Origin of the sequence: Salinicola salarius, from assembly GCF_003206135.1 — a bacterium.
Lineage (GTDB): Bacteria > Pseudomonadota > Gammaproteobacteria > Pseudomonadales > Halomonadaceae > Salinicola > Salinicola salarius.
This window is the reverse complement of sequence record NZ_PZJT01000006.1, coordinates 296,501-319,300: the sequence shown is the minus strand read 5'-3', so window position 1 is coordinate 319,300 and position 22,800 is coordinate 296,501. Positions and strand designations below refer to the sequence as shown.

Below are 22,800 nucleotides of genomic sequence, written 5' to 3'. Positions count from 1 at the left end.
GCCGATAACAATCCGCGACGACAACGTTTGATCTGCCCTTGTCTTTCGGCAGATCACGAGTGGGCATAACAACACCAGGAATGCTGTGATGCGAAACAATCAGCCTGTCACCGACCAGGAATTCGTGATAAGCGAATCGGATTACCTGATCTCGCGAACCGATCTGAAAGGCAGGATCACCTACGCCAATCCGGCTTTCGTCCGGATCAGCGGCTTCAGCCGCGAAGAGCTGATCGGTGCACCTCATAACATCGTTCGCCACCCGGACATGCCTCCGGCGGCTTTCGAGAATCTCTGGAAAACGCTGCAGAAGGGCGAGAACTGGTCTGGGGTCATCAAGAATCGTCGCAAGGACGGGTCGCATTACTGGGTTCAATCGACCGTTACTCCCATCGTCGAAGGGGGCAAGGTCGTGGGCTACACCTCGGTGCGGGTCAAGGTCACCGATAAATCGCGCCGTCTGGCGGAAAAGCACTATCCACAGCTGCTGGCGGGGCGCAAACGGGGCGTCAAGCTCGACCATGGCGAGTTGAAGCCGCGAGGAGTGCTCCCGGCGATCCGGCGTCTCAACTTGCGTTCGCTGAAAGGGCGGCTGGTTTCGATGACGGTGCTGGCGTTGGTCGTGCTGGCGGGTAGCGGTGGCGTTTCGCTGTATGCGCTGCATGAAAGTGGCCAACGATTGCAGCAGTTGACCAACGACGGGCTGGAGGATCTGGCACGTCTACAGAAGATCGATCAGTTGATGTCGAAAGGGCGAGATCTGGTCGACAAGCCGGTCAGCAATCCGATGGCGGCTGACCTGGCGCCGGTCAACAAGCAGGTCGATGCACTCATCGCCGAGCTCAACAATACCTGGGATGCCTACTATCAGGATCGTCCCGCCAACCAGACGGCGGCGGCGGAAACCTTTGCCGCCGATCTCCAGAGCTACCGGGACGATGGCCTGAAAGGCGTCATGGCGGCGCTCAACGGGGGAGATTTCTATCAATCCTACGTGGCATACAACGACGTGCTGGAGGCCAACAGCGATAAGATCAGCAGTGATCTGAATGTTCTGGTGGAAGCGAAGCGTGCGAGCGGGGCGGAGATGGCAATCAGCGCTGCCGAATCCCAGCGCACCACGATGCTCATCTTTATCTCGTTGCTGGCAGTAGGCGCCATCCTGCTGATTGCGGTGGGGTGGACGACGATACGCGCGACACTGAAGCCCGTTCGCGAAGCCCTGGAATTTTCACTGCAGATCGCTTCGGGCAATCTGGGTGCCACGTTGAAGCAACGCGGTGATGATGAGGTCGGGCGTCTAGTCGGCGCACTCAATCGCATGCGCCAGAGCCTGGGCACGATCGTGGGCGACGTCAATTCGAACGTGGCGGTTGTGGTCCCGGCCACGCGGGATATCGCCAGCGGTAACGAAGACCTCTCCTCACGTACCGAACAGCAGGCTGCTTCACTGGCGGAGACCGCGACCAGCATGGAGCAGATGACGGCGACCGTGAAACAGAATGCCGACAATGCTCGCCAAGCCAGTCAGTTGGCTGATGGCGCGACCGACACCGTACGCCGAAGCGGCGAGGTGATGGGGCAGGTCGTTGGCACCATGGATCGTATTACCGATAGCTCGCGCAAGGTCGCCGATATTATCGGCGTGATCGACTCGATCGCGTTCCAGACCAATATCCTGGCACTCAATGCCTCCGTCGAGGCGGCGAGAGCCGGCGAACAGGGTCGTGGTTTTGCCGTGGTGGCCGGCGAAGTGCGCAACCTTGCCAGCCGCAGCGCCGATGCCGCGAAGGAAATTCGCAATCTCATCGATAGTTCGACCCAGGAAGTGGGGCGCGGTGCCGACCTGGTACGTCAGGCCGAAGGATCGATCGAGGAAGTGATCAGTGCCGTGACGCGCGTCAACGATATCATCAGCGAGATCTCCGCAGCCTCCGAGGAGCAGACCAGCGGGATTCAGCAGATCAGCCAGGCGGTCACGCAAATGGATCAGGTGACCCAGCAGAACGCCGAGCGTGTGCAAATCACGGCAACCACGGCCGCCGAGTTGCGGGCCAGCGTCGAACATCTGACCTCGTCCATTGCCGTATTCCGCCTGGCGGGTAGCGGTGACGAGCGCGTGATTCGAATCGGATACTCTGCCTCCGACGCGCATGCAGACGACCGGCAGCATAAAGCCAAGCCGGCGAAACCCCTGGCCAAGCAACCAGAGGTCGGTCGTCGCGCGGTGACGGATGACAATGAGGAGTGGGAGGCATTTTGAAAACCGAGGCAGCCATGTTTTCGAGCCCCGGATCTCAGGGTGGCAACGGTGACAATGGCACAGGTTTCACGCGAGACCTCGATTTCACCTCGCGCGATTTCGAGCGGGTTCGAGACCTGATCTACCGCCGTGCCGGTATCGTCATGGCGGACAATAAGCGCGAAATGGTCTACAGCCGCCTGGCCAAACGGCTGCGGGTGCACGGCATGAATCGTTTCAGCGATTATCTGGACAGGCTCGAGCGTCGGTCAGATTCCAAGGAGTGGGAAGCCTTTACCAACGCCTTGACCACGAACCTGACAGCTTTCTTCCGTGAAGCCCATCACTTCCCGGCATTGGCCGAAGAGGTGTGTCGGCGCGGGCCCGGCATCAAAATCTGGTGTGCCGGTGCGTCTACCGGGGAAGAGCCTTATTCCCTGGCCATGACGGTGAGGGAGACGCTGGGAGCTGCAGCCTCCCAGGTCAAGATCCTGGCGACGGACATCGATACCGAAGCGCTGAATGTCGCTCGCGCCGGTATCTATCCGCTGGAAGTGGTAGAGAAGCTCGGTGAGGCCCGTTGCCGGCAATTTTTTCAGCGTGGTAGCGGGGCCCGCGCCGGCAAGGCGCGGGTGCGCCCCGAGCTGGCGGCCATGATCGATTACCGGCCGCTCAATCTGGTCACGGGAACATGGTCCATCAATGGCCCGTTCGACATCATTTTTTGCCGCAACGTCATGATTTATTTCGATAGAGAGACACAGACGAATATCCTGCGTCGCTTTGCATCCCAAATGAAACCGGATGGCTTGCTGTTTGCCGGTCACTCCGAGAATTTCTCCTTCCTGAGTCAGGCTTTTCGCTTGAGAGGCCAGACCATCTATACGTTGGCATCGCCGTCGGCGCGAACGACGCCGGACGTCTCGCGCTAGGGAGTGAAACGGTGAATCCGAAGATCAAAGTACTTTGTGTCGATGATTCGGCGCTCATTCGCGACTTGATGACCAAGATCATCGATGCCCAGCCGGACATGACCGTGGTTGCCACGGCGCCGGATCCGCTGGTAGCGCGGGACCTGATCAAGAAGCACAATCCCGACGTCCTGACTCTGGATGTCGAAATGCCGCGCATGGACGGGCTGGATTTTCTTGAGCGTCTGATGCGTTTGCGTCCGATGCCGGTGCTGATGGTTTCTTCTCTGACGCAGCGGGGTTCCGAAATCACGCTGAGGGCGTTGGAGTTGGGTGCCGTCGATTTCGTCGCCAAGCCGGAAGTCGGAATCCGCGATGGCATGCTGGAATATGCCGGCATGATCGCCGAGAAGATCCGGGCTGCCGCGCAAGCCCGGCCAAGTCGCCAAGGAGCTCTGGCCAAGCCGGCGGCACCGCGAAAGGTGTTGAAGGCTCCGATGCTCTCGAGCGAAAAGATCATCATTATCGGCGCCTCGACGGGGGGGACCGAAGCCATTCGCCAGGTCATCGAGCCATTGCCGGCGAACAGTCCCGCGGTGTTGATTACGCAACATATGCCGGGAGGCTTCACGCGCTCCTTCGCCGAGCGGCTCGATCGCCTTTGCCGGGTCACCGTCAAGGAGGCCGAAGACCGTGAGCGTGTCCTGCCCGGGCATGTCTATATCGCGCCGGGGGACTGGCACATGCGCCTGACTCGCTCGGGAGCGAACTACGTGATTGCGCTCGATGACGGGCCTCCCGTCAACCGCCACCGGCCCTCGGTCGATGTGTTGTTCCAGTCCGCCGCCGCCTGCGCTGGTCGTAATGCGCTGGGTGTCATTCTGACCGGGATGGGGCGTGACGGTGCCGCCGGGCTTCTCCAGATGCGCGAGGCCGGCGCCCATACCGTGGCCCAGGACGAGGCGAGCTGCGTGGTATTCGGCATGCCCAAGGAAGCGATCGCGCTTGGCGGAGCCACAGAGGTCATTGCACTGAATGACATTGCAGGACACCTGGTTCAGCAGATGCACTTGGCCGGACGCGCGCAGCGCGTATAAACAGGATGTTTAAAGCGAGCAGGCATGCTGCCGATAACCTCACCATGCCCGCCTAATGAAGTGAAGAGGAAAGACGATGGCTGACAAGAACATGAGCATTCTGGTAGTGGACGATTTCCCGACCATGCGTCGGATCGTCCGCAGTCTGCTCAAGGAACTCGGGTTCGAAAACGTGGAAGAGGCCGAGGATGGGCAGGAAGCGTTGACCAAGTTGCGAGCCGGTGGCTTCGAATTCGTGGTCTCCGATTGGAACATGCCCAATCTCGACGGCCTGGAGATGCTCAAGGAAATCCGTCAGGACCCGAAGCTCTCCTCGCTACCCGTGCTGATGGTGACGGCCGAAGCCAAGAAGGAAAATATCATCGCGGCTGCTCAGGCTGGCGCCAACGGCTACGTCGTCAAACCGTTCACGGCGGCGACGCTCGAGGAGAAGCTCAACAAAATTTTTGAAAAACTGGGCAAGTGACGCCTACGGAGGGTAGATCATGAGTGGTGCCACCCCTCAAGGCAGCGGTGCGGAAAGCGTGGCTTCCGACGATCTGATTCGCCGTATCGGTCACCTGACTCGCATGCTGCGCGAGAACATGCGTGAGCTGGGTCTCGATAAGGAGGTAGAGAAGGCGGCACAGGCGATTCCGGATGCTCGTGACCGGCTCAGCTACGTCGCGTCGATGACCGAACAGGCGGCAGAACGCGCACTCAATGCCATTGATCATGCCCAGCCTCTGCAGAATGCGCTCGAGAGCGAAGCGATCGCGCTCGACAAGCGTTGGGACGAGTGGTTTGCCGAACCCAAGGCGCTCGACGAGGCCAAGGCGCTGGTCAAGGACACCCGTTCCTATCTGCAGAACGTGCCCAAGCAGACCAGCGCCACCAACGCCCAACTGCTCGAGATCATGATGGCGCAGGATTTTCAGGATCTCACCGGCCAGGTCATCAAGAAGATGATGGACGTGATCCACGAGATCGAGCAGCAACTGCTCCAGGTGCTGATCGATAATGCGCCCGAGGGAACCGAGCGTCGTGAACGTACCAATCGCGTGGCCGATCAATCCGACTCGCTGCTCAACGGCCCTCAGGTCAATCCGCAGGCTGCCGATGTCGTCAGCAGCCAGGATCAGGTCGACGACCTGCTGGACAGTCTCGGGTTCTGATCTTGGCCGATAGGATCTTTCCGGCCATCGACAATGTCCAGCCTTCCGAAATAGCAGGGTGTACATCCTGCTATTTCTCCGTTTGATATTCCTTCTCTCCAAGCAGAATAGCGTCCAGGTATCCATCCCCTTTCGTGGCGGAGTGCGCGCTTGGCCGAGCAGAACGACAGCGATCAGGAAAAAACCGAACCGGCGACGCCCAGACGAATCGAGAAAGCGCGAGAAGAGGGGCAGGTCGCAAGGTCACGTGAACTCGCCACCTTCCTGTTGCTGGTCAGCGGTGTACTGGGCCTGTGGGTCATGGGCAACAATCTCTATGACGAGCTGAGCCTCGTCATGGAGCAGTCCTTCCTTTTCGATCACGGGCTGGCATTCGACAGCGCTCGGATGCTGAGCCACGTCTGGGTGCTGGGGCAGCATACGCTATTGGCGTTGCTGCCTCTGTTCCTGTTGTTCACGACCGCGGCGATCCTGGGGCCGACGATGCTGGGTGGCTGGCTGGTCTCGGCGAAATCGCTCAAGCCGCAGTTGGGTAAGCTGAACCCGTTCAAGGGTTTAAAGCGCATGTTCTCGACCCAGGCGTTGGCGGAACTGGCAAAGGCCATCGCCAAGTCGGTGCTGGTTGGTGGCGTCGGCGTGGCGTATCTTTGGTCGCAGCACGGTACGCTGCTTGGTCTCATGGAGATGCCGATCCAGCAGGCGCTGGCCACGGCGATGCGCTTGGCGGCCGTGGGCTGTGCGCTCATCGTGGCCTCTTTGATACTGGTCATCCTGATCGACGTTCCCTATCAGATATGGAGCCACAACAAGAAGCTGCGCATGAGCCGCGAGGACATTCGCCAGGAACACAAGGAGAGCGAAGGCGACCCGCACGTCAAGGGTCGCATACGTTCTCAGCAGCAGGCCATGGCGAGACGTCGGATGATGAGCAAGGTGCCGACCGCCGACGTGATCGTGACCAACCCGACGCACTATGCCGTGGCGCTGAGCTACCAGCAGGATTCCATGTCCGCCCCTCGGGTCGTTGCCAAGGGGGCCGATCACGTCGCTGCCAAGATCAGGGAACTGGGCGACGAAAATCGCATACCGCGACTGGAAGCGCCGCCGCTGGCGCGTGCGCTGTATCACCATGTCGATCTGGAACAGGAAATACCTGGCGATCTCTATACGGCGGTCGCCGAGGTCCTGGCCTGGGCCTTCCGTCTCAAACAGGTCGAAACCGACGGCGGCGATGTACCGCCAACGCCTCGCGACCTGCCCGTGCCGCCAGCGCTAGATGAAGCGGCGTCAGATTCTTCCAAGGAGAGTGAATGAACGCGCTCACCCAGTGGTTCGGTCAGCGCAAGTGGCCGGCTGACACACAGTTCAAGATCCTGGCCGGCCCTGTGCTGATCATCATGATCTTGAGCATGATGATCCTGCCGTTACCGCCATTCGCGCTCGATCTCTTTTTCACCTTCAATATCGCGCTGTCGATCATGGTGCTGCTGGTCAGCATGTTCACGGAAAAGCCGCTGGACTTCGCGGCGTTCCCGGCGGTCCTGCTGTTCTCGACGCTGCTGCGACTGTCGCTGAACGTGGCATCCACCCGTGTGGTGCTGATGGAAGGCCACGAAGGGGGCGATGCCGCGGGCAAGGTGATCGAGGCCTTCGGCGAGTTCCTGATCGGCGGCAACTTCGCCGTTGGTCTGGTGGTGTTCTTGATTCTGGTGGTGATCAACTTCATGGTCATCACCAAGGGCGCCGGGCGAATTGCCGAAGTGGGCGCGCGTTTTACTCTGGACTCCATGCCCGGCAAGCAGATGGCGATCGATGCCGACCTCAACGCCGGTCTGATCGGCGAGGAAGAGGCCCGCAGACGGCGAACCGAGATCAATCAGGAGTCGGAGTTCTACGGCTCCATGGACGGTGCCAGCAAGTTCGTCCGCGGCGATGCCATGGCGGGCCTGCTGATCATGGTGATCAACCTGATCGGCGGGTTGATGATCGGTGTGGCGCAGCATGGCCTGCCATTCGGCGAAGCCGTGAAGACCTATACATTGCTGACCGTGGGCGACGGCCTGGTCGCCCAGATTCCGGCGCTGGTGATCTCGACGGCGGCGGGCGTCACGGTGTCTCGCGTCAATACCGACCAGGACGTCGGTCAGCAGCTGTTGAGTCAGCTTTTCAATAACCCGCGGGTCATGTTCCTCGCGGCTGGCGTCATGGGGCTGCTCGGTCTGATCCCCGGCATGCCGAACGTCGTCTTCCTGCTGTTTGCCGTGATCCTGGGATCGCTGGGCTGGTGGATGTCCCGGCGCGAGCAGGTCAAGGCCGTGCGCGCGGTGGAAGAAAAGGCCCCCCCAGCGGTACAGGAAACGCCGGAGGCGAGCTGGGACGACGTGCAACTGGTCGATACCCTGGGACTGGAAGTGGGGCACCGCCTGATCCCGCTGGTAGACCAGCGCCAGCAGGGAGAACTGCTGGGACGCATCAAGAGTGTGCGCAAGAAGTTCGCCCAGGATGTCGGATTCCTGCCGTCGGTCGTCCATATTCGCGACAATCTCGAACTCAGCCCCAACACCTACGTGATCACCCTGAAAGGCGTGGAAGTCGGTCGCGCAGAGGCATTCCCGGGCAAATGGCTGGCGATCGACCCGGGCCAGGTTTCCGGAACGCTGGATGGCACCCGCACCCAGGATCCTGCATTTGGCCTGACCGCCTACTGGATCGATACGGCGCAACGGGAACGAGCCCAGATCTACGGCTATACCGTGGTGGACGCGAGTACCGTGATCGCCACGCATCTCAATCATCTGCTGCATGAAAACGCCGGCGACATGCTGGGACGCGCCGAGGTTCAGCAGCTGCTGGACAAGGTCGCGGAGCAGCAGAAATCGCTGGTGGAAGACGTCGTGCCCAAGCTGCTGGCGCTGACGACGTTGCAACGCATCCTGCAGAACCTGCTTGCCGAAGACGTCCCGATCCGCGACATGCACACGATTCTCGACGTGCTGGCGGAGTACGCGCCGCAGCAGTCGGATGCCAACGAGTTGACCGCGCTGGTGCGTGTTGCGCTGGGCCGGGCAATTACCCAACAGTGGTTCCCGGGACGAGAGCCGATGCACGTAATGGGGCTGGAGCCCCGCCTGGAGCAGGTCCTGGCGCAAGCGCTCAACAACGGCGGTGCGCTCGAACCGGGGCTGGCCGAAACGCTGATGCAGCAGACCGCCGCCGCGGTGGAGCGGCAGCAGAGCCGGGACGAGCCGACCGTATTGGTCGTTCAACACGGCCTGCGGGCGCTGCTGGCGCGTTTCTTGCGCCGCCAGATCAAGTCTCTGGTCGTGCTTTCCCAGGCTGAGATTCCCGACGATCGCACCTTGCGTGTCACCACGACCATCGGGGCATCGTCATGACTGTCGATCTCCGGTCGGTGAGAACGGGAGCCTTGTCCGCGATGCCGCGGGCGTCGTCTTTATCAAGAGCGTTTTCCCTGGCGCCGAGCGCGCGCTCAAAGGCCACCTGCATGCTAGTCGGTGCGATCGCCACCGGGGTGATGGTCTTCATGGGAGCGATCGCGCCAGTTTCGGCGGCCCAGAGCACTTGGATAGGCCAACTGCCGCGCCAGACGATCGTCGTGTCGGAGCGCCCCCTGGAAAGTGCGCCGATCACGCTGCCGCCGTCAGCGGAACAGGGCGAGATCGCGAACGTTCGCTGGGTTTTCCAGACCGATACGCCAGCGCCGACATTAAAGACCTGGCTCTGCCATGGACAGCTCTGTCTACCGCTGGTTCGAGCGCGGGGGGAAACGCAGCGCTTTGCGGGGCGAGCCGCGTCCCTTCCATTCCGGCTGCGCTTCCTGTTGCCACCGGGAGAGCATGCCAATGGCAACCGGGTAATCTCCAGCGGCCAACTGATCGTCGACTACCGTCAGTGACGCTGACAAACAGCCGAAATAGCCGCTGGAAAACTGGCAGTTTGCCGTCTTGGCTCGGCGGCCGCGAGGCATAATGGGGTATAGGTCATGCGTCCCATGACCGTAAGGTGTTTTGCACGAGGCCATTCGATGTATACCGCACAGGGCAAAATCGATCAGCATGCATTGATTGAGCAGTACATGCCGATGGTGAGACGCCACGCGCTCTCCCTCCAGGTGCGCCTACCCGCCAGCGTGGAACTCGATGATCTCGTTCAAGCCGGCATGCTCGGTCTGCTGGACGCCATGGGGCGCTATGACAATTCGCACGGCGCGAGCTTCTCGACTTATGCCAACCAGCGCATTCGCGGCGCGATGATCGATGAGCTCCGTAGTCGTGACTGGATGCCGCGCAGCGTGCGGCGAAACGCCCGGGCACTGGATCAGGCCGTGCGCCGGCTGGAGCAGCAGTTGGGACGGGCGCCGGACGAACGCGAGATCGCCCAGGAGATGGGCATATCCCGGGACGACTATCATCAATTGCTGATCGATGCCAATAATGGCTTTCTGCTGACGTACGACGAGAGCGACACCGAAAATGGCGTCGCCACGGTCGCGGAAGGCAGTCTGCCATCGCCGCTGGAGGCACTGCTCGATGCGGACAACCGTACCAACGTGATGGCGGCGATCGATGCCTTGCCGGAGCGAGAAAAGCTGTTGCTGGGGCTCTATTACCAGGAAGAGCTCAACCTGAAGGAAATCGGTGCCGTGCTCGGCGTCAGCGAATCCCGCGTCTGCCAGTTGCACAGCCAGGCGGTAGCGCGTCTGCGCAGCCGTCTGAATCACTGATCGCCTGAATCACTCATCCTCTGGGCTCCCGATCGAGATCGGGCTCTCTGCCCACGCCAGAAACACCCGGCGGCTCCCGAGCGTCTATCGAGCCCGGCATGGCAGACTTTGTCTGACTACATGTCTGACTACGTTGCCATGCAGGTTCGATAGGCGCTTTGACGTTGGCGTTGCTCAATCGGCGACGGGCGACGTTGTCGAGACAGCGCGGATATCGTCGGCGATCTGACGCGCCACGTCGTCCCACACGGCACCGAGAGTGCGCACCAGGGCAGGATAGCCGTCGTCGCTCAAGGGTTGCGTGACCGCGAAGTGGCGCTGTGCCACCAGGTCGTTGCCCTCGTGGAGCTGCCATTCCCCCGATGCCACAGCCTGGCCGTCATAGCGACCCTGGAACTGGTCGACACTGAGCGTCAGTCGTTGCGCGCTCGCTTCGCTGCGACTGGTGTTCAGCACCACGACATTCGGCAAATCCGCTGCCAGCGATTGCCGCAGACGGCGTGTCAATTGCTGCCCCAGCGACTCGGCCCACAGGTTCTGGTTGGCCGCGTTGAGTTCGATATCGCTGGTCTGCATGACGATCCCTTCCTGGTCGAGGTAGCTGGCCACCTCGACAGGACCGACCGCCAGCGTGGCCGCTTGCGGAGAAGGTTCGCTCGCCTGCTGCGGACTGTCGGCCTTCGGCAGGGTATACCGGTTGGTCGGCGTCGACTGGGAGGCGCAGCCGGCAAGCGCCGCGGCGGCGATCGCCAGCAGGACGGTGGCGCCAACTCGGCGCCAACGGGGCAGGGACGACTTCATCATTGGGGAGCCCTCGGCACGGGATCGGTTTTAACTTCACGGTCGAAAATCAGCGCGTTGGGTTTTTCGCTCAAGGTCTTGGCGACTGGCTGCAGATCCCGCGTCAGCATCTCCAGCTGCTTGAGCGTGTCATTCAATTGACGATACCCCGAAGAACCGGCAGAGAACCCATTCAGCGTGTTCTGCAGTTCCTGCAACGTGTCATTGAGGTTGCCCGGCAACTGCTGAGTCGCGGGGTCGGAGACGATGGAATTGACCGACTCGGCGATCTGGCGCACCTGTTCGAGCGTCTGCTGGGAGGTCTGCATGGTCTCGTCCAGGCGATCGAGAATCGGTTCGACCTGCAGTTCGTTGAGCTTGTCGAGCAGGTTGGAAACCTTCTGCTCGATCTGCGCGAAGCCGCCGGAAATGGTCGGGAACACCGGCTTGCCGTCGAACGTCATCGCCTCGTAGGGAGGCGCGTCGTCGCTGAAGTTGAGATCGACGAACAGCGCGCCCGTCAGCAGGTTGCCCGCCTTGAGCGTGGCTCGCAGGCCATATTCCTTGAACATGGTCTCGAAGCGGTTCCGAACCTCCTGGTCGTCGATATCCGTATTGATATCCTCGTTGCTTTCCAGGCGCTGCGGTTCGATACGAACCAATACCGGAATCGCGAACTGGGTCAACGAATCGGGTTGGGGCGCGGTGAAGTGCCAGGGAACACTGACCACGGTACCCACCCGGACACCACGATATTCGACGGGCGCGCCGCGGCTGAGCCCACGAACGGTATCGTCGACCAGCAGCACGTATTCGATGTACTGATCGTAAGTGCCTTCGCGCGCGCTCTCTTCGCTGTTGTAGAGCGTATAGGTCGCATCCTGCTTGGCGGGATTGCCACGCGTGATGTCTTCCGGCACGCCAAAGGTCACGCCACCGCTGATCAGTGTCTCGAAGGAGTCCAGATTGACGTTGACCCCTTCGGAGTCCAGCTGCACATCGATACCCGAAGAGCTCCAGAACCGCGTGGTATCGGTGACCAGACTGTCGTAGGGGGCCTGGATGAAGAGACGGTGGCGCATTTCCCGCTTGTCGGGATCGAAATCGGTACTCTCGACGCGACCGACGGTATAACCCTGATAGGTGATGGGATCCCCGGCGCTGAGCGAGTTGCCCACCTGACTCACCAGATTGATGCGTAGGCCCGGGGCGTCGGGCGGCGCGACCGGCGGCTGTTCGAGAACGTCGAAGCTGTCCTGGGATTCTTCGCTCTTGCCCGGCGCGAGCTGGATGTACGCCCCTGAAAGCACGGTGTTCAGACCGCTGATGCCTTCGCGCCCGATACGCGGCTTGACCACCCAGAAGCGCGCATCGCTGTTGAGCATGCGTGCCGCATCGTTGGACATGCGCGCAGTGATGACGGTATGCGACAGATCATCCGACAGCCGCACGGCCTCCACGTGTCCGACCTGGACATTGCGCGTCTTGATCTGTGTCTTGCCGGCCTCGATGCCCTCGGCATTCTTCATGTTCAAGGTGATCAGCGGCCCGCGGCTGGAGAAGTTGTCCCAGACCATCCAGGCGCCAATCAGGGCGGCCAGCAGCGGCACTATCCAGATCGGGGAGAGCCGCGACTGCGACACCCGTTTGGCGCGTTGCATCGAATCAGGCATCGTCGACTTCCTTGACAGGCGAATAGGGAGATTGCCGCTTGAGCGCGGCCGGCATGGGAGGCTGCATGTTGCGCGCGTCCCAGATCAGACGCGGATCGAAACTGATGGCGGCCAGCATGGTAAGGATGACCACGGCGGAAAAGGCCAGCGCCGCGGGCCCGGGCGTGATCGACAGCAGTGATCCGGCGTGTACCAGCGAGACCAGAATGGCGACCACGAAGACATCGATCATCGACCAGCGGCCGATCAGCTCGGTGATGCGGTAGAGCGTCTGGCGCTTGTGCTTGAAGCGGGATTCCCCGCTGCGCCGGACCGTGACACAAAGCCAGGCCAGCGCGAACACCTTGCCGATCGGCACCACCACGCTGGCGGTAAAGATGATCAGGGCAATGGGCCAGTCGCCATGGCCGAGAAAGATCAGCACGCCGCCGATGATGGTCGAGGGAGTCGAGTCGCCTAGCGACGTCGTGGTCATGATCGGATAGAGATTGGCCGGGATATAACACAGCGTTGCCGCAATCAGCAGGGCCCAGGTCTTCTGCAGGCTGTGCGGGCTCCGAAACCGCAACGGCTCGCCACAACGTGCACAGCGGCCACGGCCGAAGTGGCTGAGCCGGGTGACCAGCCCGCAGGTCGGGCAGCCGGTGAGATCCTGCTCGGCCGCCGACTGGCCGGGGCGACAGCCCTCCGGCGCCAGCGGCTCTCCAGCCAGCGAAAACCACATCCAATCGGTGTCGATCGAGCGAGCGGTCAGCAGCAGCAGAAGGGCGTAGACACAGAATGACCAGAACGACAGTCCTAGATCGATTGACGCCATGCCGGCGATCTTGATCAGGCTGACCAGCGTGCCGATCACGAAGACATCGGCCATCATCCACGGCCCCAGGTGCGAAAGCGCGCGCGCGATGCGGTGGCTACGCGGGAGCGGCCGACGTTGCAGCAAGCCGAGATGCAGCCAGATGACGGCGAGCAGATAGAAGGCAGGCAGCACGACGATGGTCAGCAGTACGAGAATGCCGACGAACGGTTCGTGCAACGATACCAGGCTTGCCGAGGTGTCGGTGAGCTGGATGGCGTTGCTGACGCCGCGTGCCTCGAAACTGATGAATGGAAAGCAGAGCGCGGCCACGAGCGCGATCAAGGCGCTGATGGCAAACGCGAGGCTGCGTTCGGCCGGACGAAAATGGCGATGGCTCAAGGTATGGTCACAGCGCGGGCAACTGGCTCGCTGGCCGGGTTGCAACGGCGGCAACGCGACCAGCAAGTCACATTCGTGACAAGCGCGAAGACGGCGTCGTGTACGCCGGGGCGTCAGGAAAGTCGCCTTTTCGGTGCCGTTGTCGTTGATGCCTGATGCCAAAGCAGTACCTAACACGGAAGCAGAATTGAGGAAGCGTCGCGCTGCGTAAACGGCCATCTTACTCGAATACATACGCGCATGCATGTTTATCGGCGGCCGTTTCGACGGCAATGCCGTCGCCAAAAAATACCCGATAGTTCAATCGTTTGGACACTATAGTAGGTGATGAGGGCTTTGCCGAAGAAGTACAATCACCAGCATTTCGTTTCTCTGCCGTGTTTGTCCGGCAGAATAGGAGGCGAGAAAATCGAACGTTGGCTCGTTCGTCCGCGAATCGGCGGGGTGACGCCAAGCGATGAACGCACCAAAACGAACAGGCTCGGCCGTCAGGTCGACCGGGTCTGATAGAGACGACTGATAAAGACGACTGATAGTCAAAGGGGGAGCTCGACGTGTGGATGGCGCTTGGGGCCATTGTGGCCGGTCTTGTCGTACTGGTATGGAGCGCGGATCGCTTCGTGGATGGGGCGGCTGCCACCGCTCGTCATCTCGGGCTGCCGCCGCTGTTGATTGGCATGGTGGTGATCGGCTTCGGCACCTCCGCGCCCGAACTGATGGTCTCGGCGCTGGCGGCTGTCCAGGGGAACCCCGGCCTGGCCCTGGGTAATGCCTATGGTTCCAACATCACCAACATCGCCCTGATCGCGGGGCTGGTGGCGTTGATCAGCCCATTGACCGTGCATTCCCAGGTCATTCGCCAGGAGCTGCCGGTGCTCGGCGTGATGACGTTGATTTCGCTCTGGTGTCTCTTCGATGGCGTGATCTCACGCATCGATGCCGTTATCCTGCTGTTGCTGCTGGGCGGCTTCCTGGGCTACAGCATCTGGCGCTCGCGCCGCCCGGGGACAGATACCTTGCAGACCGACGTCGAGGCCGATACCGCAGGGCAGAACATGTCGCTCAAGCGCAGCGTGACCTGGACGCTGGTCGGGCTGGTACTGCTGATCATCAGTTCGCGTTTTCTGGTGTGGGGCGCGGTATCGATCGCCGAGGCGTTCGGCGTCAGCGATCTGGTCATCGGCCTGACCGTGGTCGCCATCGGCACGTCGTTGCCGGAGCTTGCCTCTTCCATCAGCGCGGTGCGCAAGAACGAGCACGATCTGGTCATTGGCAACGTGGTCGGATCCAACCTGTTCAATACGCTGGCGGTGGTCGGGCTGGCCGGCCTGATTCAGCCCATCGGCGTCGATCCGGAAGTGCTGGTTCGGGACTGGCCCGTGATGGCCGCGCTGACCCTGGCTCTGCTGGTATTCGGCATCGGGATCAAGGGGCAGGGGCGGATCAATCGTCTGGAGGGCGCTCTGCTGCTTGCCAGTTTCGTGGCCTACACCGCATGGCTGGTCTACAGCGTGGTCGGCGCACGGTAGATGGATCGACGCTAGCGGCCTGTCTTTCAGGCGTGAGCATGCCAGGGGACCAGCCCGCCCAGCGCCTCCTGGAGAGGCGCCAGGTCGCCGCAGGAAGCGGGCGCATGGGGCTGGTGGTCGATGCGTATGCGCTCGCGGTCGGGGAACGACGCCTCGAGATGTTCGATCCAGGGGCGTTGCTCCTCGCGCCAGTTGGCGAGCCATTGACTGTCGACCTCGGCGGGCAGGCACTTGTTGATCACCACGGCGCCGACGTGCAGGCCATGGCTTTCCAGCAGCTCGCGGGTGCGTGCGGTTTCCAGCGCCGGCAAGCGTTCCGGATTGGCGACCAGGATCACCGCCGAATGCGCGGGGCAGGTCAGGTGCTCGCGGGCAGCGGCGAGGCGCCCGCGGCGTCGCATCAGCGTTTCCTGAATAGGATCGTCGACGACCTCGCCGTCGCCGAGCCACGCCTTGTAGTCGCTGCGCACCTTGCGCCGGCGTTGCATCAACCCTTCCACCCAGGCGCCCATGATCTCGGGGAGCGCCAGCAAGCGTACCGTGTGCCCGCCGGGCGCGGTGTCGAAGATCAGCCGATCGTACTTATCGCCGGTATCCAGCAACAGGCCGACCAGGGCGTCGAACAGGGCGGCTTCCTCGGTGCCGGGAGCGTGTCGTGCCAGGTCGAGCTGGCGAAACACCGCCGCGCTACGCTCGCCGCTGACCAGAGGTCGCAGTGTGGCCTTCACTTGCTCCAGGTAGCGCTGCGTTTCATGGTCGGGGTCGAGTTCGACGACATCGAGATCGGCCTGCATGCGCGTTGGCGTCGGCCCCGGCGCGCGTCCGAACAGATCGGCCAGGTTGTGCGCCGGGTCGGTGGAGACCAGCAAGGTACGCCAGCCGGCCTCCGCGCAGCTCAGCGCATAGGCGGTGGCACAGCTGGTCTTGCCGACACCGCCCTTGCCGCCGAAGAAGATGCTCTTGGCCATGGAAAACTCCTCGTTGGACATGCTTCTAGCTAACGGCTAACAGCTAACAGCAGCGGAAGCCCGCCAGGGGCGAACGCGGCATGCCCTGGCGTGTGTGCCACTCGTGGAAGCGGTCGAGCATGTGCGGGTAGAGCTCCAGGGTCATGTCGCTGACGGGATTGGGAATGCCCATCATGTCGCAGAAGCACAGCAGCATGAAGAGGTCCTCCTCATCCTGAAGCTCCCGGGCGATTTCGCGCCGGTGCGGCAAGCTCAGGACCGCGTCGTACCCCTGGATCGCGCGACGCAACCGTGATCGCCACAGGGCGATCACGGAACCGTCGTCGTCAGCGTGACTCATCGGAGCTCAGCGGTTGCTGCTGCGCGGCCGGGCCACCCTGGCGGAAGCTGCGCGACGCTTCGAGCAGAATCCACAGCGTGAATACCATGATCAGGCTGCCGAAGGTGAACAGCAGCAGGTTGCGGTCGGCATCGCCGAAGCCCGACCAGGTGAAAATCACCTGTTGTCCCATGGCCCATAAGGTCATGACCAGCAGGAACAGCATGGGAGCCAGGGTGAATACCACCGGGCGGCCCTGGCGCTTGAGCCATACCGAGACCAGCATCAGCGTAATGCCGGCCAGCAACTGGTTGCTGGTGCCGAACAACGGCCATAGCAGGTAGCCACCCGAGCCGAAGCCGTTGGGGCCTTCCGGCAGGATGACCAGCGCGGCGCTTGTGACGACGGCGATGCTGGTCGCGACGTGCTTACGAGCGATCACCGGCATGCCGTACTCGTTGCCCAGCTCGGCGATGATGTAGCGCATCAGGCGTACGGCGGTATCCAGCGTGGTAGCGGCGAAGCTCACCACGATCACCGCGATCAGGGTCGACCCCATGTGCTCGGGGATACCGAGATTGCCGGCGAGCTGCCCGGCGCCCCGCACGAACGAGCCCAGGCCGTTGGAGCCGGCCGCGGAAAAGCTCGAGTAGGTCGCGGTGAAGTCGGCGCCGGAGGCGAACAGAGTGCCCACTGCAATGATCGCGATCATTGCCAGCATGCCTTCGCCCAGGGCGCCGCCATAGCCGATCATGCGGGCGTCGGTCTCCTTGTCGAGCTGCTTGGACGTGGTGCCCGAGGCGACCAGGCCATGGAAGCCGGAGATCGCCCCGCAGGCGATGGTGATGAACAGCAGCGGGTACCAACTGATGTCCGCTTCGCTGTTGACGCTGGGTGCGGTCATTTCCGGCGCGCCGAAGAGCAGCCCCAGATACAGCAGCGCCAGGCCGACCACCAGCTGGTGCGAATTGATGTAATCGCGCGGTTGCAGCAGCTTCCAGACGGGGAGCGTCGAGGCGATGTAGACGTAGACCATCAACACCACGATCCACACCAGAAAGGCCATCGAGGTGCCGTTGAAGCCACCGACGACCGGCGCGTCAGGGCCACCGAACCAGCTCACGAGGTCGAACTGCAGCCAGGGCACTTCGCTGGCCAGCAGCACCGCACCGTACATCACGGCCAGAGCGATCACCGACGGCAGCAGCATCGAGCCCGAATGACGATAGACGCGATAGCCGATCCACACGGCGAGCGGAATCTGGATGAAGACCGACAGCACGCTGGCCGGAAAGGTAATGAACAGCTTGGCGATGACCCAGGCGAAGACCGCGTTGACCATCAACACCAGGATCAAGATGATGAACAAAAACAGCAGCTTGGCACGCTGTCCGATCAGCCGGTTGGCCAGCGTGCCGATCGAGTGGCCCTTGTGGCGGTTGGAAAGCACTACCGCCCCGAAGTCATGCACCCCGGCGGCGAATACGGTGCCCAGCACGACCCACAGGATGGCCGGCAACCAGCCCCAATAGATCGCGATGGCCGGCCCCACGATGGGCGCTGCACCAGCTACCGAGGTGAAATGGTGGCCCCAGAGAATCCACTTGTTGGTGGGGACGTAGTCGACGCCGTCACGATAGGTGTGCGCCGGGGTTTGGAAATCGGCGTCGAGTCGGTAGATGCGTTCGGCGATGAACTTCGAATAGAAGCGATAGCCCATCACGAAACACACGGCGCCAAACAGGGCGATCCAGATAGCGTTCATGCGCGTTCCTTGATTGTTATGGCGAGCGTGGAACGGACCACGCCCACATGCGTTGTTGTGGTACGTCTACCCTACCGAAGAAGAGTGGCGCGCTCCGTTAGACGAACGCATCAGGCGCGAAGGGTGTGGTGGTATTCGAGGCGTCCCGCCGGCGCGGTAGGCAAGCGATCAATGATGCGGCTGGCGATCGAACCGCAAGGCGCTCCTCAGCGCGATCTGGCCGATGATGGCAGCGGTGGCGAGCACCACGGCTGCCGCCTGCGCCGGGTTGTCTCCCAGCCCGGCAAGCCCGGTGCAGAGCGCGCCGATACCCATCTGCGCGAATCCGTAGAGACCGGCCGCCGAGCCCACGACCCGAGGATTGACGCCGACGGCCAGCGTCAACGCCGTCGGCCCGGTCATGCCTACGCCGAAGGTGAACAGCAGCATCGAGGCTTCGAGGGTGACGACCGAAGTCCAGCCGGCGAGCACGATGGTCAGCATCGATAGTCCGCCGGCCAGGCTCAGAAAGCTGGCCGACAGCATCAGTCGAACCAGCCCGACACGCTGGATGGTGCGGTTGGTGATGAAATTGCCCAGCGAAATGCTCAGGATCAGCAACGAAAGATAGTACGCCACGTGGCTTGCCGGCTTGCCCAGTTGTTCGACGAAGATGAACGGCGCCGAGGCAACGAAGGCAAACATCGCGGTGGTGACACAGCCGCCGCCGATGGCGTAACCGATGAAAGCCGGCGAGCGGATCAGCGTTCGGTACTCATGCGCCAGGTTGGGCAGGTCGACCCGGCCGCTGGGCTTCGCCGTCTCCGGCATCAGCCGCCAGACGAACAGCAGATTGCCCACGCCCATCAGGCAGAGCGCCAGCAGCACGGTACGCCAACCCAGTGTGGTAGTCAGCAGGTTGCCGATGAGCGGCGCCATGGCCGGCCCGATGGCCACGACCAGATTGAGCACGGCCAGCCGTTGCACGGCGCGGTCCGGCGCAGCGGTGTCGCGGATCATGGCGCGGCCCAGTGCCAGCCCGGCACAGCCGCCGAAGGCCTGGAAAAACCGCGCCGTGATCAGCGTTTCGACGCTTTGCGCCTGCCAGGCAACGATCCCCGCCACGCTGTAGATCAGCATGCCCAGCATCAATGCCGGTCGCCGGCCCACCGCGTCGGATAGCGGTCCGTAGAAGAGTTGACCGATCGCCAGCCCCAGAATGTAGAGGCTGATGGTCAACTGCATCTGGGCGTTGTCGGCGCTCAGCGCCTCGCCGGCAATGGGCAGTGCCGGTACGAAAATATGCATGGCCAACGTGCCGGCCAGCGTGATGAGAACCAGCATCCATAGCGCCGGCACTGCGCGCGCGGGCGTGGCTTGCGTCGTGGAGGAGGACGTCGATGTGGCGGGGTCGGTCACGAAGCGCCTCGTGAAGTGGCGGTGGTTGACGAGCTATCGAATAGCGCAGTAGCCATTAGGACCTTACGCGATTCGGCTTTGTATGACTATTTGACCAAAGCCTTGCGTCTGACTGGAGCGCCCACGTCGTCGAAGCGCTTTGCTTATCGTCGGAAGAGCCTGGTTCACGAACAGCACCCGACGCATGAAGGGACTCCGCGCGGAGCAGCAAGGGCGGGCGAGGAGAGAGGCGGGTAGGCCGATTCGATCCAGTCAGGCTGACAGATTGTCGCAGAGATGAATTCCACCGAGGCCATGACGTCGCACTCGGTAAGCCTCAAGGCTGGTCGCAAGCCCTCGCCACTGGCGACTTCCGGCACTATTGCCTAGGTTGTCTAGGGAGAAAAAGGGAAAGGTCGGCGCTGGCATGCGACATCAGGACACGGCGGCCGACGGGAACACTTTCCTTATGATGTAAAGCGATGTTAAGCATCGACGGCTGCAATGGTCGTTCGACGGGCAAACAGAACGAAGAAACATCTGTCGTTAGGGCATGAGGGAACCGCTGCCCTGAACGCTTGCGAGGAGTCAGCCATGGCGTTAGATCCTATCCTGCTTTCACGATTGCAGTTCGCTTTCGTGGTTTCTTTTCATGCGATCTTCCCGGTCTTCACGATCGGTCTCGCTTCCTACGTGGCGGTGTTGCAAGGTCTCTTCGTCGCGACGGGCAACACGGTCTGGGATCGTCTGGGCCTTTTCTGGACCAAGATCTTTGCCGTCGTCTTCGGCATGGGCGTGGTTTCCGGCATCGTCATGGCGTTTCAGTTCGGCACCAACTGGAGCAACTTTTCCCAGTTCGCCTCGAACTTCATCGGGCCGATGCTGAGCTACGAGGTCATTACCGCGTTCTTCCTGGAAGCGGGTTTCCTCGGGGTACTGCTGTTCGGGCGTCACCGCGTCTCGCCATCGGTGCATTTCTTCGCCGCCTTGATGGTCGCGGTCGGTACCTTCATCTCGGCATTCTGGATTCTGGCGACCAACAGCTGGATGCAGACGCCGCAGGGCTACGAGATTCGTGAGGGCATGGTGCATGTCACTTCCTGGGTCGAAGCCATTTTCAATCCTTCCTTCCCGTATCGCTTCACGCACATGGCGATGGCGGCATTCTTGACCGGCGGTTTCGTGGTTTGCGGCGTCAGCGCCTGGTTCCTGCTGCGGCGTCGTGACGTGGAGGCGCACAAGCGAGCGCTCTCCATGACCATGTGGCTGTTGCTGATTCTGGCCCCGCTGCAGGCCTGGGTCGGTGACGAGCACGGGCTCAACACGCTCGAGCATCAGCCGATGAAGATTGCGGCCATGGAAGGCAACTGGGAAACCCAGTCCAACGTGCCGTTGCTGCTGTTCGCGCTGCCGGATCGCGATCTCCAGGCCAACCGTGCCGAGATCGGCATTCCCAATGGCGCCAGCCTGATTCTGCGTCACGACGCCGACGGCGTGGTGCCGGGGCTCAAGGAGATTCCCGTCGAAGAGCAGCAGCCGGTGTGGATGGTGTTCTACAGCTTCCGCGTGATGGTCGCGCTGGGCATTCTGATGATCGCGTTCGCCATCGCCGGCCTGGTGCTGCGCCGGGGAGGGCGGCTGTATACGTCGCGCTGGTTCCTGCACGGTTTGCAGGGGATGAGTCTGGCGCCGTTCGTGGCAGTGCTGGCCGGCTGGTTCGTGACCGAAATCGGGCGCTCGCCGTGGCTGGTCTATGGCGTTCTTTCCTACGCCGACGCCGTCACGCCTTCGCTTTCCGGCGGAATGGTGCTGGCGACGCTGATCGGCTATCTCGCGGTTTATGCGGTGATCTTCTGGGCCGGTATCTACTACCTGTTCAAGGTCGTGCGTCAGGGGCTGGACGATCTTCGCGGCGATGAAGAAGTCCACGATGCCGATCGCCCCATGCGTCCGATGTCCGCCTCCCATGTGCCGTTCGATGGCACCACAGTGTCTTCCAGGAGTTAAGCCCATGGAAATGTACGATCTGTCGCTGATCTGGGCCGTCATCATCGCCTTTGGCGTTATCATGTACGTACTGATGGACGGTTTCGATCTGGGATTGGGGATCCTGTTCCCGTTCGCCCCGGACGAGGACGCCCGTGACGTGATGATGAACTCCGTCGCGCCGGTATGGGATGGCAACGAAACCTGGCTGGTGCTGGGCGGCGCCGGGCTCATCGCGGCCTTCCCGCTGGTCTACACCATCTTGCTGCCAGCGCTGTACCTGGGCGTCTTCCTGATGCTGGCCGGCCTGATCTTCCGCGGGGTGGCGTTCGAATTCCGCTTCAAGTCCAAGCGCACGCGCGGCTGGTGGAATGCCGCCTTCGCCGGTGGCTCCTTCGTTGCAGCGTTCGCGCAGGGCTGCGTGGTAGGTGCCTATATTCAAGGTTTCGAAACTGCCGATCGCGTCTACACCGGCGGGGCGTTCGACTGGCTGACACCGTTCTCCATTCTGACCGGTCTCGGGCTGGTGATCGGCTATACCCTGCTGGGGGCGACCTGGCTGGTGCTGAAGTCGGAAGGGCACGTTCGCGAATGGGCGCGAGGTCTGATTCCCAAGCTGCTGATCGGTGTACTGGCCGTGTTCGTCATCGTCAGCCTGTGGACCCCGTGGATCGATCCGGGCGTGTTCGATCGCTGGTTCGACCACATGCAGGTGATCTGGCTGCTGCCGTTCGCGGCGCTACTGTGTGCCGTGGGCATCTACGTGGCGACTCGTCGCCAGCGTGAAGGTCTGGCCTTCCTGCTGACACTGGGACTGTTCATCTTCACCTACCTGGGGCTGCTGGTCAGCCGCTGGCCTTACGTGATTCCGCCGGACTACACGCTCTGGGACGCCGCCTCGGCGCCGGAATCCCAGTTCTTCATCCTGATCGGCGTGCTGTTCGTGGTACCGATCGTGCTGACCTACACCGCGTGGTCCTACTGGGTGTTCCGCGGCAAGGTCCGCGTGGGTGAGGGCTACCATTGAGTGCCGCGAGGCGAACCGCAGGTCTATCAC

At 62.0% G+C, this 22,800-nt stretch carries 19 protein-coding genes; 12 read left to right on the top strand and 7 right to left on the bottom strand.

Going from position 1 to position 22,800, the window contains the following annotated elements; genetic code table 11:
* Positions 1–88: 88 nt before the first annotated feature.
* From DOM32_RS18240 to DOM32_RS07885, 9 genes are all read left to right on the top strand, one after another.
* Positions 89–2,263 carry a methyl-accepting chemotaxis protein gene (locus DOM32_RS18240; RefSeq protein ID WP_110633002.1) on the top strand — a complete coding sequence of 725 codons (2,175 nt, stop codon included), beginning with the start codon at positions 89–91 and terminating at the stop codon, positions 2,261–2,263.
* Positions 2,264–2,277: 14 nt separating this feature from the next.
* The gene (locus DOM32_RS07920) at positions 2,278–3,174 is read left to right on the top strand and encodes a CheR family methyltransferase (RefSeq protein ID WP_110632999.1); all 897 of its coding nucleotides are present in this window, start codon (positions 2,278–2,280) and stop codon (positions 3,172–3,174) included.
* Positions 3,175–3,185: 11 nt separating this feature from the next.
* Positions 3,186–4,250, top strand: coding sequence for a protein-glutamate methylesterase/protein-glutamine glutaminase (locus DOM32_RS07915; RefSeq protein WP_110632996.1), 1,065 nt, complete (start codon positions 3,186–3,188; stop codon positions 4,248–4,250).
* A gap of 76 nt (positions 4,251–4,326) precedes the next feature.
* Entirely contained in the window at positions 4,327–4,716 is a 390-nt protein-coding gene (gene cheY / locus DOM32_RS07910) for a chemotaxis response regulator CheY (RefSeq protein WP_071230202.1), read from the top strand.
* A 19-nt stretch (positions 4,717–4,735) separates the two neighbouring features.
* Positions 4,736–5,404, top strand: a complete 669-nt coding sequence (gene cheZ / locus DOM32_RS07905) for a protein phosphatase CheZ (protein WP_110632994.1) — start codon at positions 4,736–4,738, stop codon at positions 5,402–5,404.
* 150 nt (positions 5,405–5,554) lie between these two features.
* Positions 5,555–6,718, top strand: coding sequence for a flagellar biosynthesis protein FlhB (gene flhB / locus DOM32_RS07900; RefSeq protein ID WP_110632991.1), 1,164 nt, complete (start codon positions 5,555–5,557; stop codon positions 6,716–6,718).
* Positions 6,715–8,799: a flagellar biosynthesis protein FlhA gene (gene flhA, locus DOM32_RS07895; protein WP_110632989.1), complete on the top strand. Its 2,085-nt coding sequence runs from the start codon at positions 6,715–6,717 to the stop codon at positions 8,797–8,799. Before flhB ends, flhA begins: the two co-directional genes overlap by 4 nt.
* A gap of 110 nt (positions 8,800–8,909) precedes the next feature.
* Entirely contained in the window at positions 8,910–9,320 is a 411-nt protein-coding gene (locus tag DOM32_RS07890) for a flagellar protein FlhE (protein WP_157957041.1), read from the top strand.
* Between the two features lie 129 nt (positions 9,321–9,449).
* A complete protein-coding gene (locus DOM32_RS07885) occupies positions 9,450–10,148 on the top strand; it encodes an RNA polymerase sigma factor FliA (RefSeq protein WP_110632983.1) in 699 nt (232 codons plus the stop codon).
* A gap of 174 nt (positions 10,149–10,322) precedes the next feature.
* On the opposite strand, the gene DOM32_RS07880 is transcribed toward DOM32_RS07885, so the two are convergent.
* The 3 genes from DOM32_RS07880 to DOM32_RS07870 are packed head-to-tail and all read right to left on the bottom strand — an operon-like array spanning position 10,323 to position 13,961.
* Positions 10,323–10,952 (bottom strand): PqiC family protein, encoded by a 630-nt coding sequence (locus DOM32_RS07880; RefSeq protein WP_244179853.1) that lies wholly within the window; start codon positions 10,950–10,952, stop codon positions 10,323–10,325.
* Positions 10,949–12,601, bottom strand: coding sequence for an intermembrane transport protein PqiB (gene pqiB / locus DOM32_RS07875; RefSeq protein WP_110632980.1), 1,653 nt, complete (start codon positions 12,599–12,601; stop codon positions 10,949–10,951). The genes DOM32_RS07880 and pqiB overlap by 4 nt, the downstream gene beginning before the upstream one ends.
* The gene (locus DOM32_RS07870; RefSeq protein WP_416221226.1) at positions 12,594–13,961 is read right to left on the bottom strand and encodes a PqiA/YebS family transporter subunit; all 1,368 of its coding nucleotides are present in this window, start codon (positions 13,959–13,961) and stop codon (positions 12,594–12,596) included. Before DOM32_RS07870 ends, pqiB begins: the two co-directional genes overlap by 8 nt.
* Before the next feature lie 398 nt (positions 13,962–14,359).
* Here DOM32_RS07870 and DOM32_RS07865 point away from each other — a divergent pair, with 398 nt between their 5' ends.
* The gene (locus tag DOM32_RS07865) at positions 14,360–15,328 is read left to right on the top strand and encodes a calcium/sodium antiporter (RefSeq protein WP_208625345.1); all 969 of its coding nucleotides are present in this window, start codon (positions 14,360–14,362) and stop codon (positions 15,326–15,328) included.
* Positions 15,329–15,354: 26 nt separating this feature from the next.
* On the opposite strand, the gene DOM32_RS07860 is transcribed toward DOM32_RS07865, so the two are convergent.
* The 4 genes from DOM32_RS07860 to DOM32_RS07845 all read right to left on the bottom strand — a co-directional run bounded on the left by DOM32_RS07860 (position 15,355) and on the right by DOM32_RS07845 (position 19,778).
* Positions 15,355–16,296: an ArsA family ATPase gene (locus DOM32_RS07860; protein WP_157957040.1), complete on the bottom strand. Its 942-nt coding sequence runs from the start codon at positions 16,294–16,296 to the stop codon at positions 15,355–15,357.
* 43 nt (positions 16,297–16,339) lie between these two features.
* The gene (locus DOM32_RS07855; RefSeq protein ID WP_110632968.1) at positions 16,340–16,636 is read right to left on the bottom strand and encodes a cory-CC-star protein; all 297 of its coding nucleotides are present in this window, start codon (positions 16,634–16,636) and stop codon (positions 16,340–16,342) included.
* Positions 16,623–18,380 carry a carbon starvation CstA family protein gene (locus DOM32_RS07850; RefSeq protein ID WP_110632965.1) on the bottom strand — a complete coding sequence of 586 codons (1,758 nt, stop codon included), beginning with the start codon at positions 18,378–18,380 and terminating at the stop codon, positions 16,623–16,625. Before DOM32_RS07850 ends, DOM32_RS07855 begins: the two co-directional genes overlap by 14 nt.
* A 168-nt stretch (positions 18,381–18,548) precedes the next feature.
* Positions 18,549–19,778, bottom strand: a complete 1,230-nt coding sequence (locus DOM32_RS07845; RefSeq protein WP_208625338.1) for a multidrug effflux MFS transporter — start codon at positions 19,776–19,778, stop codon at positions 18,549–18,551.
* A 573-nt stretch (positions 19,779–20,351) separates the two neighbouring features.
* Between DOM32_RS07845 and DOM32_RS07840 the strand changes: the two genes are divergently transcribed.
* The gene (locus DOM32_RS07840; protein ID WP_110632962.1) at positions 20,352–21,764 is read left to right on the top strand and encodes a cytochrome ubiquinol oxidase subunit I; all 1,413 of its coding nucleotides are present in this window, start codon (positions 20,352–20,354) and stop codon (positions 21,762–21,764) included.
* Positions 21,765–21,768: 4 nt separating this feature from the next.
* Positions 21,769–22,770, top strand: a complete 1,002-nt coding sequence (cydB, locus tag DOM32_RS07835) for a cytochrome d ubiquinol oxidase subunit II (RefSeq protein ID WP_110632959.1) — start codon at positions 21,769–21,771, stop codon at positions 22,768–22,770.
* Positions 22,771–22,800 lie beyond the last annotated feature (30 nt).

Bases quoted from the DNA above. Each gene is read 5' to 3' on its own strand.
- DOM32_RS07850 (WP_110632965.1), bottom strand. From the start codon at position 18,380: ATGAACGCTATCTGGATCGCCCTGTTTGGCGCCGTGTGTTTCGTGATG.
- flhA (WP_110632989.1), top strand. From the start codon at position 6,715: ATGAACGCGCTCACCCAGTGGTTCGGTCAGCGCAAGTGGCCGGCTGAC.
- DOM32_RS07890 (WP_157957041.1), top strand. From the start codon at position 8,910: ATGCTAGTCGGTGCGATCGCCACCGGGGTGATGGTCTTCATGGGAGCG.
- DOM32_RS07860 (WP_157957040.1), bottom strand. From the start codon at position 16,296: ATGGCCAAGAGCATCTTCTTCGGCGGCAAGGGCGGTGTCGGCAAGACC.
- DOM32_RS07840 (WP_110632962.1), top strand. From the start codon at position 20,352: ATGGCGTTAGATCCTATCCTGCTTTCACGATTGCAGTTCGCTTTCGTG.
- cheY (WP_071230202.1), top strand. From the start codon at position 4,327: ATGGCTGACAAGAACATGAGCATTCTGGTAGTGGACGATTTCCCGACC.
- DOM32_RS07865 (WP_208625345.1), top strand. From the start codon at position 14,360: ATGGCGCTTGGGGCCATTGTGGCCGGTCTTGTCGTACTGGTATGGAGC.
- pqiB (WP_110632980.1), bottom strand. From the start codon at position 12,601: ATGCCTGATTCGATGCAACGCGCCAAACGGGTGTCGCAGTCGCGGCTC.
- DOM32_RS07855 (WP_110632968.1), bottom strand. From the start codon at position 16,636: ATGAGTCACGCTGACGACGACGGTTCCGTGATCGCCCTGTGGCGATCA.
- DOM32_RS18240 (WP_110633002.1), top strand. From the start codon at position 89: ATGCGAAACAATCAGCCTGTCACCGACCAGGAATTCGTGATAAGCGAA.
- DOM32_RS07920 (WP_110632999.1), top strand. From the start codon at position 2,278: ATGTTTTCGAGCCCCGGATCTCAGGGTGGCAACGGTGACAATGGCACA.
- DOM32_RS07880 (WP_244179853.1), bottom strand. From the start codon at position 10,952: ATGATGAAGTCGTCCCTGCCCCGTTGGCGCCGAGTTGGCGCCACCGTC.
- cheZ (WP_110632994.1), top strand. From the start codon at position 4,736: ATGAGTGGTGCCACCCCTCAAGGCAGCGGTGCGGAAAGCGTGGCTTCC.
- DOM32_RS07885 (WP_110632983.1), top strand. From the start codon at position 9,450: ATGTATACCGCACAGGGCAAAATCGATCAGCATGCATTGATTGAGCAG.
- cydB (WP_110632959.1), top strand. From the start codon at position 21,769: ATGGAAATGTACGATCTGTCGCTGATCTGGGCCGTCATCATCGCCTTT.